The sequence below is a fragment of the Streptomyces sp. NPDC093510 genome (assembly GCF_040683555.1).
GTDB lineage: Bacteria > Actinomycetota > Actinomycetes > Streptomycetales > Streptomycetaceae > Streptomyces.
Genome location: NZ_JBFBEE010000007.1, coordinates 195141 through 212414 on the forward strand (window position 1 = coordinate 195141; position 17274 = coordinate 212414).

Sequence of the window (17274 nt, forward strand, 5' to 3'; positions counted from 1 at the left end):
GGTACCCCCACCGGGCCACAGCCGCGACTCTCCCCGAGGGGACGCGGGACCGGCCACAAACACCCCCACCGGGCCGCAGCCGCACGCGCTCCCAAGGGGGACGTGGGACCGGACTCAGACACCCCCGCCGGGCCGCAGCCGCACGCGCTCCCAAGGGGACGTGGGACCGGGCGCGGGCAACCCCCACCGGGCCGCAGCCGCGAAACCGGCCGGAGGGGACGTGGGGGTATGTGCGCACGGAGCACCGAGCACACTGTGGCGTCTTTGGACTTGAGGCGTGACGCAGGGATAGCGAGTACGTACATACCCCCGCGGCCCCGCCCCACCGACGAACCGCAGGCACAGGACCCGCCCAAGGCGCCCCCGCCAGACCACGCCCCACAGACGAACCGCAGGCGAACCGCAGGCGAGGCACAGTAACGGATGCGCGGACGGGGGGGGAGGTCCGAGAGGAGGAGGATCAGGGGGGAGCCCATATAACGCCGATACCGGCCGCGCCCGGTAAAGGCGCGGCCGGCGTCACACGAATGCCACCGGGAATTCAGAATCCGAGAATAGCCATGGTGCGGATATGACCACCGGACCTCCGGGACATCGCGTCATCGAGTCATCGAGCCGTCACAGGATTTCGATGTCGTTCACCTTCGGCGGGCGGCTCGGGAACGTGATGTCGGTCCACCGGTTTATTTTCACCGAGTCGCCATTGGCGTCGTAGTAGATCAGGTCGTTGTTGCCCGTGGAGATCCTGTCGACCCACCACCCGCCGAAGGAGGTCCGCCCGCGGTTCGCGTAGCAGTCCACGCTCTGACGGCCGCCGCTGTGCGACCAGATCTTCAAGAAGTTCTCGCCGCCGCGGCATTCGACGTGGTCGATGGCGAATGCGTTGCCTGCGGGCATCGTCATGGTGAACGCGGCCGCCGCGGCCAGCGCCACGGCTGCGGAACGCGCGATCCTCTTGGTTCTCGACATTCGAGTTCTCCTCATTCCGGCCCGTACATGACCGCTTTACGAGGCCATTACCGGGACTCGTTTCGCGCTTGCACGACGACGATCCTGTAAGACTCCTGTACATGGCAATCTTCTTATTGACCCACGGCCGAAACGGGCCCCCAAATGTCCTGATCGGGAGCATCTTGGGGGTTTTGGCCGAATCGGGCCTCCAGTAAAGGCCGAAAACGACGAAAGCGGGACTCATGGATCTGCAGCTGACCGGCAGGTCCGCCCTCGTGACCGGGGCGAGCCGGGGCATCGGACTGGCCACCGTGGCCGCGCTGCTCGACGAGGGCATGCGTGTCGTGGCGGCCGCCCGCACGATCACCCCGGAACTGGCGGCCCCCGGCGCGACCGGCATCACCGTGGACCTGTCCACGACCGACGGCCCCGCACGCCTGGTCGACCGTGCCGAGGCCGAACTGGGCGGGCTCGACCTCCTCGTCAACAACGTCGGCGGGGGCGACGCGGACGCGGGCTGGACGGGCGGCTTCCTCGACCGCACCGAGCAGCAGTGGCACGACGCGTTCGACCTGAACTTCTTCGCCGCGGTCCGCACCGCACGGGCCGCGCTCCCCCACCTCACCCTCGGCGGTGGCGGCGCCATCGTGAACGTCTCCTCCACCAGCGCCAGGACCCCGCACGCAGGACCGGTCACGTACAGCACCGCCAAGGCCGCGCTGACCGCGTTCGGCAAGGCGCTCGCCGAGGAGTTCGGGCCGCGGGGCGTACGCGTCAACACCGTCTCGCCCGGCCCCGTGCGCACGGACATGTGGGAGGGCCCCGACGGATACGGGGCGCAGCTCGCCGCGTCCATGGGCCTGCCTCAGGAGCAGTTGATCGACGGCCTCCCGGAGACCGCGGGCATGGTCATCGGCAGGATCGTACGGCCGGCCGAAGTCGCCGCGCTCATCGCGTACTTGGGGTCACCGGTCGCCGCCGGCATCACCGGGGCGGATCACGTCATCGACGGCAACTCCGTCAAGACGGTGTGACTTGGGGCGGCGCGCCTCGGGGCGGTGCGGCCCGGAGCGCTGCGACGGCCCGGGGTGCTGCGACGGCCCGGGGCGGTGCGACGGCCCAGGGCGGTGCGACGGCCCAGGGCGGTGCGACGGCCCAGGGTGCTACGACGGCTCGGTGCGTTCTCAGGCCGCCGCGTCGCCCAGCGCGTCCAGTACCGGGCGGATCAGCGGATGCCCCTCCGCGCCGCACCGCACCGCCGCGAACACCCTGCGCGTGGGGGCCGCGCCCTCCACCGGGCGCACCACCGCCCCGGACACGTCCATGCCCCGCAGGGCCGAGCGGGGCACGAGGGCGACTCCCGCGCCGGCCGACGCGAGGGCCACCACCGCCCTGAAGTCGTCCGACCAATGCTCCAACGTCGGCTGGAACCCGGCCTGTTCACAGGCGAGGACGACCACGTCGTGGCAGGGGTTGCCTGCGAAGGGGCCGATCCACGCGTCCTTGGCGAGCTCCGCCAGGGCCACGCGTTCCGCGTCCGCGAGCCGGTGGCCGAGCGGGAGCACCGCGTCGAAGGGCTCGGCGTAGAGCGGGACGCGGGTGAGCCTCGGATCGTCCGCGCCCGGCGCGCCCCGGTACTCGACGGCTACGGCGACGTCCACCTGCCGGTCGAGGACCATCGGCAGGCTCGCGTCACCCTCCGCGTCCTGGACGCGGACGCGGATTCCGGGGGCGGAATAGGCGAGGCGGGCCAGGGCGGGGGCGACGACCAGGCCGATCCCGGTGGCGAAGGCGGCGACGGTCACGGTGCCGGCCTCACCGGAGCTGTACGCGGCGAGCTCCGCCTCGGCGCGCTCCAGCTGGGCCAGGACCGCGTTGGTGTGCGTCAGCAGGATCTCGCCCGCCGCCGTGAGCCGGACGCCTCGCGCGGACCGTTCGACCAGGCGGTGGCCGGTCTCCTGCTCCAGGGCCGTGAGCTGCTGGGAGACGGCGGACGGGGTGAGGTAGAGCGCGGCGGCGGCGGCCGTGACCGTGCGGTGGTCGGCCACGGCACGGAGGATGTGCAGGCGCCGTGCTTCGATCATGCGGTGATTCTCCCCTACGGGGGGCTCATCCGTAGCGGTGGGGCGGGGCCCTCGCCGCGGCGGCGCCGGCCGGTGACCCCAGGGGCGCCTTGGGGGGCTTGCGTTTGGCGTGACCCGCGGGCGGGTTGGGGCCGGCGCGCAGTTCCCCGCGCCCCTGAACAAACTCAGCCTCGCGCCCCCTCCCCCGAGGGCGCCGGAGGGAGCGGAGGGGGCGGAGGGGGCGGAGGGGGCCGAACGTGGCGCAGCCCTAGCGTGCGACTCGGTAGCGGAGGCGGACCACCTTCGAAGCGAAGGCGTGGGATTCCATCAGCTCCAGGTTGGCTCGGCGTTCATGGCGGGGGAAGTACGGGATGCCGCCGCCGACCAGGACCGGGTGGATACGGGGGCGGTACTCGTCGATCAGGTCCGACGCCGCCGCCTCGGCGGCCAGGCGCGCGCCGCCGATCGCGATGTCGCCCTTCCCGGGCTCGGCCCGTAACCGTTCGATCTCCTCCGAGACGCCCATCGAGCAGGTCACCCTGCGCATCAGAAGTCCTCCCGGTAGCGCTGGGTTCGACGGTACGACAGCCGGACGCCGCGGGACTCGGTCCGGTCAGTCCGACATCGCCACGCGGTAGAGAGCGGCGAGCGCGTCGTCGATGGGGTGAGGCTGCGGCTTGCCGGAGGAGTCGAGCCTGTGCCACCTCTGCAGGTTCACCGCGACAGCCATCTGCCTCTTGCCGTCGGCACGGGTCATGGCCAGTGCTCCACCACCCCAGACCATGCCGCCATGGCCCCAGTAGATGTCCTGACCGGGGCCCTGCATCGGGTGCAGGCCGAGGCCGTAGTCGATCGTCCTTCCCTCTTGGGAGATGACCGGGACGGTGCGTCGCATCTGCGCCAGCGACGACGGCCCGACGATCTCTCCGGCCAGCAACATGCCGAAGAAGCGGTTGAGGTCCGAGACGGTCGATATCAGCGCGGCTGCCGGACCCACCCATGACATGTCGTAGACGCTGTAGTCGCGCGGCGGGTCGATCATGCCGAACCACGCCTCGTAGAGCTGCGAGTGCGGTCCGTCGACGTACGGTCCGGTGGGGAGTTCGGTGTCGCGGAGTCCGGCGCGCTCGATGACGTTCCGGGTGATGTACTGCTCGGCCGTGGTGCCGGTCACCTCTTCCAGGAGTTCGCCGAGGAGCAGGTAATTGGTGTTGGAGTACACGCCCGGCGTGCCGCCCGGAGTGCCGACGGCCGGCGCGGTGACTCCCATCTCGATCAGTTCGGCGGGGTCGAACCGCGTGAGCCGGTGGTCGTCCAGACTCTGGGGCCCGGTGTCCGCCACGACGGGGAGCGCCTTGAGGGAGGGGTAGGCGTAGGGGAGATACTCGGCGAGGCCGCTGGTGTGGTCGAGCAGCATCCGAACGGTGATCACGTCCCCGCGCTCTCCGGGGACCAGCTTCGGAAGATACCGGCCGATCGGCGCGTCGAGTCCGATCCGGCCGCTCTCCACCTGCTGGAGAACCGCGGCCGCGGTGAAGGTCTTGGTGATGCTGCCCACCCGGTGCCGCATGTCGGCGGTGACGGGGCGGCCGGTGACGACATCGGCGACCCCGGCGGCGCCGCGCCAGACCTCGTCGCTGTCACGCACCTCGGCGAACAGGCCCGGTATCCCGGCGCGGTGGACGTTTTCCAGGGCGGCACTCAGCTCGGTGGGATCCAGTGGTTTCCTCACGGCATACGTCCTTTCGTCATCCCCGGGGGTGCGCGCCGCGTCGGCCGCTCGGCCCGGGCAACGGGGCACGAAGGGCATCCCGGTCCGCCCGGCACACCCATGTCCTCATTATGCACGCGGTGCGTGCAACACCAAGTGCACTACTTCACACGCACGGATAGGATGAGAGTGGGCGAGAGGAGCAAGATGACAGGCCGAAGGCGTTGGTCGACCGAAGAGATCCTGGATGCGGCCGCGGAGCTGCTGCGCACGGGCGACGCGGATTCGTTCAGCGTGCGCAAACTGGCCGCGGCCCTCGGGACCGATTCCTCCAGCCTCTACCGGCACTTCCGCAGCAAGACCGAGCTGATGCGCGCGGTCGCCGACCGGATTCTGCTGGCCGCGATGGACGACTATCGCGCCGAGGGCGACTGGAAGCAGCGCATCACCTCCCTGGCCCTGCATGTGAGGGAGGCCTTCGGGCAGCAGCCTCAGCTCGCCGCGGTCTGGGGACGCTACGCATCGAGTGGCACCGGTTCCCGGCTGGTCATGGAAGAGGTGCTGCGGTCCCTGCGCGCGTCGGGGCTGCCCGACGAGGAGATCCCGGGGCGTTATCACCGGATCGCGGTCCTCATCGCCGCGTTGATCTCCTCCGAGGCCGGGGCCAGTACCGTCACACCGGAAGAGTACGAACAGGGCATGGAGCTGTTCCGCGTGGCGGTTCTGGGGGCCGACCCCGAACGCTTCCCGACCCTGGCCCACTTCGCCCGCGACGTCCGTCCCCTCGGGGCGGACCGCCGTGCCGCGTTCGAGGAGATCCTCGCCGCGCAGCTCGCCCATATCGAGGCCGCGGTCGGCCCGACCTAGCCGACCGGCCGGCGGTCAGCGGCCGGCGGTCGGCCAGGTCGGGCCTTTCGCGGTGACGCAGTCGGAAACGGTCTAGCCCTCCAGCTCGGCCCGCGCAGCGACGAACGCGTCGACCGCGTGGTTCACGTCCTCCGTGGAGTGGGCCGCGGAGAGCTGGACGCGGATGCGGGCGGCGCCCTGCGGGACCACGGGGTAGGAGAAGCCGATCACGTAGACGCCGCGCTCCAGGAGCAGTTCGGCCATCCGTCCGGCCACGGCAGCGTCGCCGATCATGACGGGGGCGATGGCGTGGTCGCCGGGCAGGACGTCGAAGCCCTCCTCGGTCATCCGCGAGCGGAAGAGAGCCGTGTTGGCGGCGAGGTGTTCCCGCAGGTCGCCCGCCGACTCCAGCAGGTCGAGGACCTTCAGCGAGGCGGCCGCGATCACCGGGGCGAGCGTGTTGGAGAAGAGGTACGGGCGCGAGCGCTGGCGCAGCAGCGCGACGATCTCGGCGCGGGCCGCGACGTAGCCGCCGGAGGCGCCGCCGAGGGCCTTGCCCAGGGTGCCCGTGATGATGTCGACGCGGTCCATCGCACCGTGCAGCTCGGGGGTGCCGCGGCCGCCGGGGCCCACGAAGCCGACGGCGTGCGAGTCGTCGACCATGACCATGGCGTCGTAGCGCTCGGCGAGGTCGCAGATGTCGGAGAGCGGGGCGACGTAGCCGTCCATGGAGAAGACGCCGTCGGTGACGATCAGCTTGCGGCGGGCGCCGCCCTCGGACGCCTCCTTCAGCTGCTGCTCCAGGTCCGCCATGTCCCGGTTCGCGTACCGGAAGCGGCGCGCCTTGGACAGCCGGATGCCGTCGATGATCGACGCGTGGTTGAGGGCGTCGGAGATCACCGCGTCCTCCGCGCCGAGCAGCGTCTCGAAGACGCCTCCGTTGGCGTCGAAGCAGGAGGAGTAGAGGATCGTGTCCTCCTGGCCGAGGAACGCGGACAGGCGCGCCTCCAGCTCCTTGTGAACCTCCTGCGTGCCACAGATGAAGCGGACGGAGGCCATGCCGTAGCCCCAGCGGTCCAGGGCCTCGTGCGCGGCGGCGACGACGTCGGGGTGGTCGGCGAGGCCGAGGTAGTTGTTCGCGCAGAAGTTGAGGACCTCGCCGGGACGGCCCTCGGAGGTAACGGCGACCTTCGCGGACTGCGGGGTGCCGATGACGCGCTCGGGCTTGTGCAGGCCGGCGGTGCGGATCTCGTCGAGGGTGGCCTGGAGGTCTTCGCGTACGGAGTCGAACATGGTTGGTTCCTTCAGGAGTTCAGGAGTTCAAGGGGCGGAGGGCCGGTGCGCAGGGCGGTGGTCAGGCGGTCCAGTCGAGGATGACCTTGCCGCCGCGGCCGCTCGCCGCGTCGTCGAAGGCGGCCTCGAAGTCGCGGTGGCCGTACCGTCCCGTGATGACGGGGGCCAGGTCGAGGCCGCCTTCGAGCAGCACCGACATCGCGTACCAGGTCTCGAACATCTCGCGGCCGTAGATGCCCTTGATGGTGATCATCGAGGTGACGATCCGCGACCAGTCGACGGCGAACTCCTCGGCGGGCAGGCCGAGCATGGCGATCTTGCCGCCGTGGGTCATGTTGGCGACCATGTCGCGCATCGCGCGCGGGTTGCCGGACATCTCCAGGCCGACGTCGAAGCCCTCGCGCAGGCCGAGCTCGCGCTGGCCGTCGGCGATCGTCGACTCCGCCACGTTCAGCGCGAGGCCGGCGCCGACCTTGCGGGCCAGCGCCAGGCGCTCCTCGCTGACGTCGGTGACCACGACATTGCGGGCGCCGGCGTGCCGGGCGACGGCCGCCGCCATCAGGCCGATCGGGCCCGCGCCGGTGATCAGCACGTCCTCGCCGACCAGCGGGAAGGAGAGGGCCGTGTGCACGGCGTTGCCGAACGGGTCGAAGATCGCGGCGACGTCTAGGTCCACGGGAACGCGGTGCACCCACACGTTCGACGCGGGCAGCGCGACGTACTCGGCGAAGGCGCCGTCCCGCCCGACCCCGAGGCCGACCGTGGCGCGGCACAGGTGACGCCGTCCTGCCAGGCAGTTGCGGCACTTGCCGCACACCAGGTGGCCCTCGCCGCTGACCCGGTCGCCGGCCTTGATGTCGGTGACGTCCCTGCCGGTCTCCACGACCTCGCCGACGAACTCGTGGCCGACCACGAGCGGCGCGGTGATCGTCTGCTGAGCCCAGCCGTCCCAGGACCGGATGTGCAGGTCGGTGCCACAGATCCCGGTGCGGAGCACCTTGATGAGGACATCGCCGTGGCCGATGACCGGCTCCGGCACGTCCTTCAGGCTGAGACCGGGCTCCGCCTTCTCCTTGACCAGCGCCTTCAACGCTACGGCTCCTGTCGTACGTCGCTTCTTCCCCCGACGACACAGGAATCTTCCCTACGGCGGCGCCCCGGTCCATCGAGGATTTCTTAAGCGCCGCCGCAGCTTTCCTTCAGGCCCTGGGGTTCAGTGGGTCTGACCACGTTCGAAATAGGCGGTCAGCTCGGGGTCGAGGCCGGGCACCTCGCGGGGCGTGCCGCCGTCCCGCAGCGACTGCGTCGCCCCTACTCCCGTCGCCACCGCCATGCGCGCCGCGACGGGCGACGTGTCGGTGCGCGCTCCCTCGCGTACGAAACGTACGAACTCGTCGATGAGCAGCGGGTCCGCGCCGCCGTGCCCGCCCTCGTCCTGCACGGCCGGCACCGGGTACTCCGCGTCCGCGTCCCCTCGGTAGGACGACCGGCGCGCGTTCCACACCTTGACCGCGCCGCCGGGTCCGTCGCCGAAGTTCTCCAGCCGGCCCGCGTCGCCGATGACGGTGTAGTTGCGCCAGTAGTCGGGGGTGAAGTGGCACTGCTGGTAGGCGGCGAGGACGCCGTTGTCCAGGCGCATGTTGACCAGGGAGACGTCCTCGACGTCGATGACGGGGTTGAGGTCGCGCTGGGTGTGCGGCGGCCAGTGGCCGTCCTTGGTGTACCAGTCGTCCGTCTTCGGTTCGCCCGGCTCGCGGCGGTGCGGGTTGTCGCCGTAGACCATGAGGTCCCCGAGGGCCTGGACTCGCCGCGTGCAGCCGTTCGCGAGCCAGTGCAGCACGTCGATGTCGTGGGCGGCCTTCTGCAGCAACAGGCCGGTGGTGTACCGCCGTTCGGCGTGCCAGTCCTTGAAGTACCAGTCGCCCCCGTAGCCGACGAAGTGGCGCACCCAGACCGTCTTGACCGTGCCGATCTCGCCGCGCTCGATGATGTCGCGCATCAGCCGGACCACGGGCATGTGGCGCATGTTGTGGCCGACGTAGAGGCGTGTGCCCGTCTCGTGGGCGGTGCGCAGGATCTCGTCGCAGGCCTCGACGCTCGTCCCCAGGGGCTTTTCGACGAAGACGGGCTTGCCCTCGCGCAGCGCCTCGCAGGCGAGAGCCGCGTGCGTGTGGTCGGGGGTGAGGACGACGATCGCGTCGACGTCCGGGGCCTCGACCACCTTGCGGTGGTCGCCGGATATCAGCGCGCCGGGGAAGGCCACGGCCGCCGCCGCCCGGGCTGTGGTGTCGTGATCGGCCAGCGCGGTGACGCGTGAGCCCGCGCCGGGCCGGTGGGCGGTGCGGGCGAGCGAGCCGCGCAGCCCGTAGCCGAGGACGCCGAGACGGAGGTCGGTCATGGAACTTCCTTCGCTTCACTTGAGCAGGTGTTGCGGATGGGACGGTGGGGCGGACGGGCTTGATCCCTGTCTGCCCGGCCCCGCCCGCCCGTGTCGAGGCATGTGCATGCTCGTCCAGCCGCCCGGCCGCGGTGGGACGAGCACCCCGCTACGGATGCACGAGCACGTGTGCCAGTGCGACGCGCCCGGTGCCGGTGAGCCGGATCCGCACGAACCTGGCCGGCTCGCCCTTGTCGAAACCCCTGTCGAAACCCCCGTCGAACTCCAGGAGCGTGGGACGCAGCGCCTTCCCGGCGACGTGCCGGGTCGTGGCGTCGGTGAAGTCCGCGGTCCTCGACAGCTGTACGTCGAAGTCCGCCGTGGCCGTCGACGCACCGTTCCAGACCTCGACCTGCCCGACCCGCCGCAGGTCGCCGAGGTCGACCTGCCACCAGGCGCCCTCCTCGGCGAGCGTGCGGGTGTCGGTGCTGGTGTCCCCGTCGACGGCGTACGCGGCCGGGGCCCCGCCGTCCGTCGACGACTGGGTCGCCGTGCCCGTCCGCGCCAGGTCGGGGCGGAGCTGTTCGGCCGGCCGCGGGTGGGCGCCCGCGCGCCGCGCCACGGCCAGCGCCGCGGCGGGCAGCCGGTCGAGTTCCGTGTGGTTGTCCCGCATCGTCGAGCCGGTGCCGGTGAGGGCGGGTGCGTCGGTGTCGGTCCAGTTGCCGGTGGCGTGGTTGCGGATGCCGTAGTCGGCCCAGTTGGAGACCCATTTGTAGCCGACGCGGGTGATGACGTTGCCTTCGACGCGGATGTACGAGGACTGCTCGTCCAGGTAGATGCCGTTGCCGTCGCGCTCAGTGTTGCCGTACGCCGAGCGGTTGATGTAGTTACCGGAGACCACCGTGCCGGGCTGGGCGCCCTGCGTGTAGACGGCGCCGCCGTCGTGCTGGTCGTGCTCGACGCGCATGACGTTCGTGATGCGGTTGGCGGTGACGCGGTTGTCGCGCAGCACGGACTCGCGTGCCTCGGGCTGGTTCCAGCCCCAGCCGACGGAGATCCCCGAGTAGGGCAGGTCGTCGAGGGTGTTGTGGTCGACGCTCAACTCCGCCTCGTATCCCGCCCAGATGCCCACGGAGTCCGTGTACTCGACTCCGGTGTGGCGCACGGTGTTGTACGCGAAGGTGTTCCGCTCCCCCGCGAGTTCCGGGCCGGGCTTCGGCTCGGTGTCGCCGATGTAGGCCGCGCCGGAGGACAGGTCGGTGAAGCGGGAGCGGGTGACGGACGAGTCCTTGGTGCCCGCTTCGAGGACGACGCCCGCACCACCGAGGTGCATGAACTCGGCGCGCGTGACGGCCACTTGGCCTCCGCCGCGCACGGTGAGCGCCGCGGCGGGCTTGGTGTAGTACCGGCCCGCGTGGTCGACAGGGCCGGTGGCGCCGGTGAGGGTGAGGCCGGCCTGGGTGCCCGCGTACCCCTCGTCGGTGTCGGGCTGCCGGTAGGCGGCGTACGCGAAGCCGATGCCGTCGACGCGCACGTCGTGGGCGCCGTCGAGGACCATGAGCTGTTCGGTCACGGGGGTGACCATGTGGGCGCGGCGCGGATTCTCGCCCGCCCGTGGCAGGTAGGTGACGGTGCGGTCCTCCGCGTCCCACACGAACTCGCCCGACTCGTCGAGGAGTTCGCGGGCGTTCTCGAAGAAGGCGACGCCGTGGTAGCGGGGCGAGTCGACGGTGGTCGAGTCCCAGGCGGGGCCCGTGCGGTTGGTGCCGCTCGCCGAGTTGGCCCAGCAGGGCTGCGCGAACGTGATGCGGTCGCCCTGGACACCCGTGATCCGGCAACGGTAGTTCCGCCAGCGGACCTTGATGACCGCCTCGGCCCCGGTCGGCCGCCGCCACTCGGCGATCCCGGTCGCCTCGGCGCCCGTCATGCCCGCCTTCGTGGCGTCGCAGGTGGTGGCCGGGCAGGCCGCGCCGCGCGCCCGGACCGCGCGGCGGCCGTCGACGAAGAGCTGCCGTGGGGTGACCCCTTCGGGGGCGGTGGCCGTCCAGGTGCCTTCCGGGTTCTCCGTCCAGCCCTCGATCGCGCGGCCCCCGGAGAGCACCGGGTGGGCGCCGGGCGCCGCCGTCCAGGTGACCGTGTGCCCGTCCCGCCCGGAGTCGGCGGCGCCCAGGTGCAGTGGTTCAGTCAATTCGTAGGTGCCGTCGGCCAGTTGTATTCGTATGTCGTGCCCGGTGACCGTGCGTGCGACGTCCCGGGCGCCGATGGGCGAGCAGGGGTGCGCGGCGCTGCACGCGTCGCCGCCGCCGCGCGGTGCCGCGTGCAGGACGCGCGGGCCGGGCCGCGCGGCGGCCTGCGGGGCGATCAGCGTGCCGAGTGACACGGCCGCGGCGAAGAGCGCGACGAGAGCGGAGGGTCGGCGTCTCACTTCGCGGCACCCCAGTCCGGGTGTCCGGGCATGGGCGGGTTGTCGAGGTCGAAGAGCCAGTGGCGCAGGAAGGTGCCGACGGACGGGTCACCCGTCACCTTCACCGCGTTGTCGACGAAGTCCTCGGTGGAGGCGTTGGCGTGCCGGTGCTTGATGAGCCAGGCCTTCATGACCGCGTCGAACTCGTCCTGCCCGATCTGCTGCCGGAGGGCGTAGAGGGAGACGGCGGCACCGTCGTAGATGTTGAAGCCGCCGAGCCCGGTGGGCTTGCCGGGCGGGCCGTCGGTCTTGCGGACCTGGTCGAGCTCGGCGTAGGCGGCCTTCATCTTCTCCTCGATGGGCTGGAAGCCCTTCTGCTCCGCCCAGAGGGCCGCGTAGAACACGGCGGGCCCCTCGTTCAGCCAGGCGTCCTGCCAGGTGGTGGGGGTGACGGAGTCGCCGAACCACTGGTGGGTCAGCTCGTGGACCATGGTGGTGGAGTAGGTGGGGCGCTCGAACCAGCCGGGGCCGAAGAGGGAGAGGGTCTGGTTCTCCAGCGCGTCGCCGTAGCCGTCGCGGACGATCTGCACGCCGTACGTGTCGAAGGGGTAGCGCACGCCGAGGGTCTTCTCCAGCCAGGCGAGCTGCCCGCCGGTCTCCTCGACGATCGGGCGGTACTTCGCCTGCTGGTCCTCGGGCACGAGGTGGCGCAGTCTCACGCCGTGCGGGCCGCGCCCGTACACATAGGTCTGCTTGTTGACGGAGATGCCCAACAGCTCGGGCGCCATGGGGGACTTGAGGGAGAAGTCCCAGGTCCGCTTGGTGCCGGGGGCGTCGCGGCGGCCGGTGAGGTTGCCGTTCGCGGCGGGGGTCCAGCCCTTCGGCGCGGTGAGGTGGAAGGTCCAGGTCGCCTTGTCGGAGGGGTGGTCGTTGACGGGGGCGAAGGTGTCGGCGCGGGACGCCTGGGCCGCCGAGGCGAAACCGCCGTCGGACATGTGGCGCCAGCCGGGCAGTCCGGCCGGCTTGGTCTTTCCGTTGCCGTGGTACGTCACCTCTACGTCGAAGGAGCGGTGCTCGCGCAGCGGGCGGGCCGGGGTGACGGTGAGCTCCTGGCCCGTCTTCCCGGGGCGCAGGGCCCAGGTCGCCCGCGCACCGTCGACCTCGATCGCGTCGATGGCGAGCGAGTCGACGTCGAGGTTGAAGGACGACAGGTCCTGGGTGGCCCGGGCCCGGATCTTCATGGTGGCGGCGAAGTCGTACGTCACCGGCGTGAAGTCGAAGGCGAGGTCGTAGTGGCGGACGTCGTAGCCGCCGTTGCCGAGCGTCGGATACAGCGGGTCGCCCACGCCGTCCGCTCCGGGGGTGGGGGCGAAGGGGGCCGCGTGAGCGGGCGAGGGGGCGGCGAGCGCGAGGGTGGCGGCCGCGGCCGCCGTCGCGATGGCGGCACGCACGATGGGTGTCCTTTTCTCAGCCATGGGGCGGCAACGTAGTAATCGCTTACTGACTCCGTCAACACCCTCACATGGCAGCCTTCTTGGACTTTCCTCCTCCCAGTTCCCGCCCCCCGGCATAGGCGGCACAGAAAGAACGTAGAAAGTTTCCAACCCCTATTGCGCCCGATAGCAACCGCTTACATGCTGTCGCGGGATCGCCTCATGTGCCCCCGACACCTCTGGGAGTTCGCATGCCCTCGCCAGTGTCCGCGCCAGTGCCCACGCCTGCGCCCACGCCTGCTGCCGACTCCACCGGACCCAGCCGACGCACGCTCCTCGCGGCGGGGGCGGCCGCCGCCGTCGCGCCGACGGCGGCAGCGAGCGGTACGGCGTGGGCCGCCCCGGTCACGGCCGGGCCCGATGACGCGTACGACACCCTGCTCGCCCGCGCCGCCGCGCAGCTCACCGGCGGCGACTTCGACGCCGCGGACCCGGACTTCGCGGCGGCCCTGAAGACGCTGGACGCACAGGCGTCCGGCTGGTGGCGGCAGTTGGACCGGACGGCGGACAGAACCGCGCTGTGGCCCGACCTCTCCCCCGCCTCGGACCCCGGCAACTTCGGCCAGAGCTACACCCGCCTGCGCACCCTCGCGACGGCCTGGGCCACGCCCGGCACCTCGCTCAGCGGCAGCGCTGAGACCGCCGACGCCCTCCTCGGCGCACTGCGCTTCCTGCACTCCACCGGCTACCGCCCCGACCGCCCGGAGTCCGGCAACTGGTGGTTCTGGGAGATCGGGGCGCCCCGCGCGCTCATGGACACCTGCGTACTGTTGCGGGCCCGCATGCCCGCCGACGACCTGGCGGCGTACACGGCGACGGTCGCGAAGTTCTGCCCGGACCCGGACCGCCGCACCAACTCCCCCTCGCTGGCCGAGACCGGCGCCAACCGCGCCGACAAGGCCGTCATCGTGGCCCTGCGCGGCCTGCTCACCCGGGACACCGCCACGGTCGCACGGGCCCGCGACGGCCTGTCCGACGTGCGGGACAACGGCAGGAACAGCCTCTTCAAGTACGTCACTTCGGGAGACGGCTTCTACGAAGACGGGTCGTTCGTGCAGCACGGCTCCGTCGCGTACACCGGGACGTACGGCAGTGTCCTGCTCGGCAGCACGGGTCAGCTCATCGCGCTGCTCGCCGACTCCCCGTGGGCGGTCACCGACCCGAGGACGTCCGTGCTGTACGAGGCGGTGGACCGGACGTTCGCGCCGGTGGTGTTCGACGGGCTGATGATGGACGCGGTGCGCGGCCGGGCGACATCCAGGGAGAAGGCCCGGGACCACAACGACGGGGCGGCGACGCTCTCCCACATCCTGCAGCTGGCGTCCGGCGCCCCTGCCGGGTACGCGCGGCGCTGGCGGGCCCTCGCGAAAGGCTGGATCCGCCGCAACGACAACACGCCCTACCTGGGGCTCGTGGGCATCCCCGCGCTCGCCCGCGCCAGGGCCGTCCTCGACGACGCGTCGGTCCCGGCCGCGGACCGGCTCACCGGGCACTTCGTCTTCGCCGGTATGGACCGGGTGGTGCACCGGCGGCCCCGCTGGGCCTTCGCCCTGTCGCTCTCATCCAAGCGCATCGCCGCCTACGAGGCGGGCAACGGCGAGAACCTGCACGGCTGGTACACCGGCGACGGCATGACCTATCTGTACAGCGGCGACGACCTCGGGCAGTTCGGCGACGCCTTCTGGGCGACCGTCGATCCGTACCGGCTGCCGGGCACCACCGTGGACACGCGGGCCCGCGCCGACATCGGCACAGGCGGCGGCACGGGCACGTACCGCCCGAGGAACGCCGTGGCGGGCGGCGCCGTCCTGGACTCCCGCTACGGCGCCGCGGCCATGGAACTGCTCGCCGACGGCAGCACCCTGCGGGCCCGCAAGGCGTGGTTCTGCCTCGACAACGTCGTCGTCGCGCTCGGCGCGGACATCGGCGCGAGCGACGGGCGCACCGTCGAGACGATCGTCGAGAACCGCAACCTGCACGCCGGCGGGCCCGCGCCACGGCTGACCGTCGACGGCCGCCGGCAGCCGGGCCACGACGGCTGGTCCGCCCGGCTGACCGACGCGGGCTGGGCGCACCTGGACGGCACGGGCGGCTACGTCTTCCCCGACCACCCCGGCCGCGCGGCCGGCCCCGGCCTGCGTGCCCTGCGCGAGGAGCGCGTCGGCGCGTGGCGGGACATCAACACCGGCGCTGACACCGGTGGCAGCACGGCACCGGTGACGCGCCGCTATCTGACCCTCTGGCTCGACCACGGGGTGTCCCCCGCCTCCGCCTCGTACGCCTACGTCCTGCTGCCCGGCGCGAGCGCGGCCGCGACGGCGGCCTGGGCCCGCGCCCGGCCCGTGCGGATCGTGGCCGACGACGCGACCGTGCAGGCGGTCGAGGCGCGGCGCGACGGGGTGCTCGCGGCGCACTTCTGGGGTCCCGGCCGGGCCGGGGGCCTCACGGCGTCAGGGCCCTGCACGGTCCTCGTGCGGCGCGGGCGCGGAGGTGTGTCCGTGGCCGTCGCCGATCCCGGCCGCACGGGGACGACCGTGAGCGTCGGGCTTCCCTTCGGCGTGCGGAAGGCGGTCCGCGCCGACGACACGGTGACCGTCACGCCGGGGCGGCGTCCGGTCGTCACCGTGCGCGTCGGCGGCTCTCGCGGCCGGACCCATACGGCGGAGCTGACGTAGCGCTCCGCTCCATCGGAAGGCCAGTGCGTCGGCCGCGGGCACGTTCGGGCCGGTCGCGCAGTTCCAGTGCCCCCTGTTCGGGGCGCTTCCCCACCGGAGTTCGTCCCTACCCGAAGGAGTGCACCGCATGAGATCCACTCCCCTCCGCCGCCGCACCCTCCTCGGCGGCCTCGCCGCCACCGCCGGAGCCGTTGTCCTCCCCCGCACCGCCCACGCCGCCCCCTCGCGGGCCACCGCCACCGTCCGGCTCACCGCCCGGGTCTCCGCCGAGTCCCAGCGGGTCCGGCTCGGGGCGGCCCAGCGTGCCAGTGACTTCTTCACCACGGCGGCGTACGCGCCCGCGGGCACCGCGGTCACCGTCACCGTGTCCGCCCCGGACGGTGTCCTGCCGACCCTGCACGTCGGCATCCCCGACTACTACGCCTCCCCCGACTCCCCTCGCGCGTACACGCTCAGAGCGGGCACGAACACCGTCACCGACCCGCACGGCGGGCCCGTCCACCTCACGATGACGGGCAGTGGCGAACGCGCCACGGTCACCGTGGGGGCCGGCTCGGTGCCCATGCCGACCTTCACGCACGGCTCGACGTCGGAGTCCTCCTTCCAGTCCCAGCTGGACTCGTACACCACTGCCGGATACGTGCAGCTGCGCTCCGCGCACGCCATCGTCACGCTGTCCCGCGCCACCGCCCTGCAGTACCGCGCCGAGAGTCATGCCGCGCTCCTGGACACGTACGAGCAACTCCTCGCCTCGCACGCCTCGTTCAGCGGCCTCGGCGGCACGAGCGGCCTCCATGGCCGCAACCCGCTGCCGTACCACTTCGTGAACGTCACCAAGGTCGCCTCGGGCGTGGGCGCCTACGCCACCCACGGCTACACCGGCTACCCCGGCGCCGCGATGAAGTACATCGCGGCCGTGGACGGGCTGCGGACCGGCGGCTGGGGCATGTACCACGAACTCGGCCACCAGCACCAGCAGTTCGCGTACAAGCCGGGCGCGCTCACCGAGGTGACCTGCAACCTCTACTCGCTCGCCGCGCAGCGCACGCTGGGCCAGAGCTCCCGGCTGCTCGTGAAGGACTCCGCGGGCAAGGACGTCTACGACCGCGCCTTCGCGGCCCGTGACGGCGGCAGCGACTACGCGTCCCTGGACGTGTGGAGCAAGCTGGTCCCGCTCTGGCAGCTGCGCCTCGCCTTCGGCGCAGGGGTCTGGCCCGAACTGCACCGGCTGATCCGCGCCGACGATCCGGCCGCCGCCACCGACGCCGACCGCTACGACCACCTCGCCGTGTACGCCAGCAGGGCCACCGGCCGCGATCTCACCGGCTTCTTCACCGGCACATGGCGCTTCCCCGTCACGTCGGCCGGCCGGTCCCGTATCGCCGCTCTCGGCCTGCCCGGGCCCACGGTCGACGCGGGCACCTACCGCGAATAGCGTCACCCGATCCGGCCCCACCGACC

At 71.9% G+C, this 17274-nt stretch carries 12 protein-coding genes and 1 pseudogene; 4 read left to right on the top strand and 9 right to left on the bottom strand.

The window, feature by feature from the left end:
* Positions 1-618: 618 nt before the first annotated feature.
* Entirely contained in the window at positions 619-969 is a 351-nt protein-coding gene (locus tag AB0N81_RS13555; RefSeq protein ID WP_365357962.1) for a beta/gamma crystallin domain-containing protein, read from the bottom strand.
* Positions 970-1193: 224 nt separating this feature from the next.
* On the opposite strand from AB0N81_RS13555, the gene AB0N81_RS13560 reads away from it, so the two are divergent.
* Positions 1194-1985, top strand: a complete 792-nt coding sequence (locus AB0N81_RS13560; RefSeq protein WP_365357963.1) for an SDR family oxidoreductase — start codon at positions 1194-1196, stop codon at positions 1983-1985.
* A gap of 150 nt (positions 1986-2135) precedes the next feature.
* On the opposite strand, the gene AB0N81_RS13565 is transcribed toward AB0N81_RS13560, so the two are convergent.
* The 3 genes and pseudogenes from AB0N81_RS13565 to AB0N81_RS13575 all read right to left on the bottom strand — a co-directional run bounded on the left by AB0N81_RS13565 (position 2136) and on the right by AB0N81_RS13575 (position 4746).
* Complete coding sequence (locus tag AB0N81_RS13565; protein WP_365357964.1) at positions 2136-3035, bottom strand: LysR family transcriptional regulator; 900 nt, start codon at positions 3033-3035, stop codon at positions 2136-2138.
* Positions 3036-3282: 247 nt separating this feature from the next.
* Positions 3283-3537, bottom strand: a pseudogene (locus AB0N81_RS13570) (dihydrofolate reductase family protein); the annotation flags it as partial.
* A 90-nt stretch (positions 3538-3627) separates the two neighbouring features.
* The gene (locus AB0N81_RS13575; RefSeq protein WP_365357965.1) at positions 3628-4746 is read right to left on the bottom strand and encodes a serine hydrolase domain-containing protein; all 1119 of its coding nucleotides are present in this window, start codon (positions 4744-4746) and stop codon (positions 3628-3630) included.
* Positions 4747-4932: 186 nt separating this feature from the next.
* Here AB0N81_RS13575 and AB0N81_RS13580 point away from each other — a divergent pair, with 186 nt between their 5' ends.
* Complete coding sequence (locus AB0N81_RS13580) at positions 4933-5592, top strand: TetR/AcrR family transcriptional regulator (protein ID WP_365357966.1); 660 nt, start codon at positions 4933-4935, stop codon at positions 5590-5592.
* 72 nt (positions 5593-5664) lie between these two features.
* Here AB0N81_RS13580 and AB0N81_RS13585 read toward each other — a convergent pair whose 3' ends face one another.
* The 5 genes from AB0N81_RS13585 to AB0N81_RS13605 all read right to left on the bottom strand — a co-directional run bounded on the left by AB0N81_RS13585 (position 5665) and on the right by AB0N81_RS13605 (position 13120).
* Positions 5665-6864, bottom strand: a complete 1200-nt coding sequence (locus AB0N81_RS13585; protein ID WP_365357967.1) for a glycine C-acetyltransferase — start codon at positions 6862-6864, stop codon at positions 5665-5667.
* A 61-nt stretch (positions 6865-6925) separates the two neighbouring features.
* Positions 6926-7954 carry an L-threonine 3-dehydrogenase gene (gene tdh, locus AB0N81_RS13590; protein ID WP_365357968.1) on the bottom strand — a complete coding sequence of 343 codons (1029 nt, stop codon included), beginning with the start codon at positions 7952-7954 and terminating at the stop codon, positions 6926-6928.
* A 123-nt stretch (positions 7955-8077) separates the two neighbouring features.
* A complete protein-coding gene (locus AB0N81_RS13595) occupies positions 8078-9262 on the bottom strand; it encodes a Gfo/Idh/MocA family oxidoreductase (protein WP_365357969.1) in 1185 nt (394 codons plus the stop codon).
* 148 nt (positions 9263-9410) lie between these two features.
* Complete coding sequence (locus AB0N81_RS13600; RefSeq protein WP_365357970.1) at positions 9411-11666, bottom strand: right-handed parallel beta-helix repeat-containing protein; 2256 nt, start codon at positions 11664-11666, stop codon at positions 9411-9413.
* Positions 11663-13120, bottom strand: a complete 1458-nt coding sequence (locus AB0N81_RS13605; protein WP_365357971.1) for a M1 family metallopeptidase — start codon at positions 13118-13120, stop codon at positions 11663-11665. Before AB0N81_RS13605 ends, AB0N81_RS13600 begins: the two co-directional genes overlap by 4 nt.
* Positions 13121-13353: 233 nt before the next feature.
* Here AB0N81_RS13605 and AB0N81_RS13610 point away from each other — a divergent pair, with 233 nt between their 5' ends.
* Positions 13354-15813: a polysaccharide lyase 8 family protein gene (locus AB0N81_RS13610; protein WP_365357972.1), complete on the top strand. Its 2460-nt coding sequence runs from the start codon at positions 13354-13356 to the stop codon at positions 15811-15813.
* Between the two features lie 127 nt (positions 15814-15940).
* Positions 15941-17248, top strand: coding sequence for a M60 family metallopeptidase (locus AB0N81_RS13615; RefSeq protein WP_365357973.1), 1308 nt, complete (start codon positions 15941-15943; stop codon positions 17246-17248).
* Positions 17249-17274 lie beyond the last annotated feature (26 nt).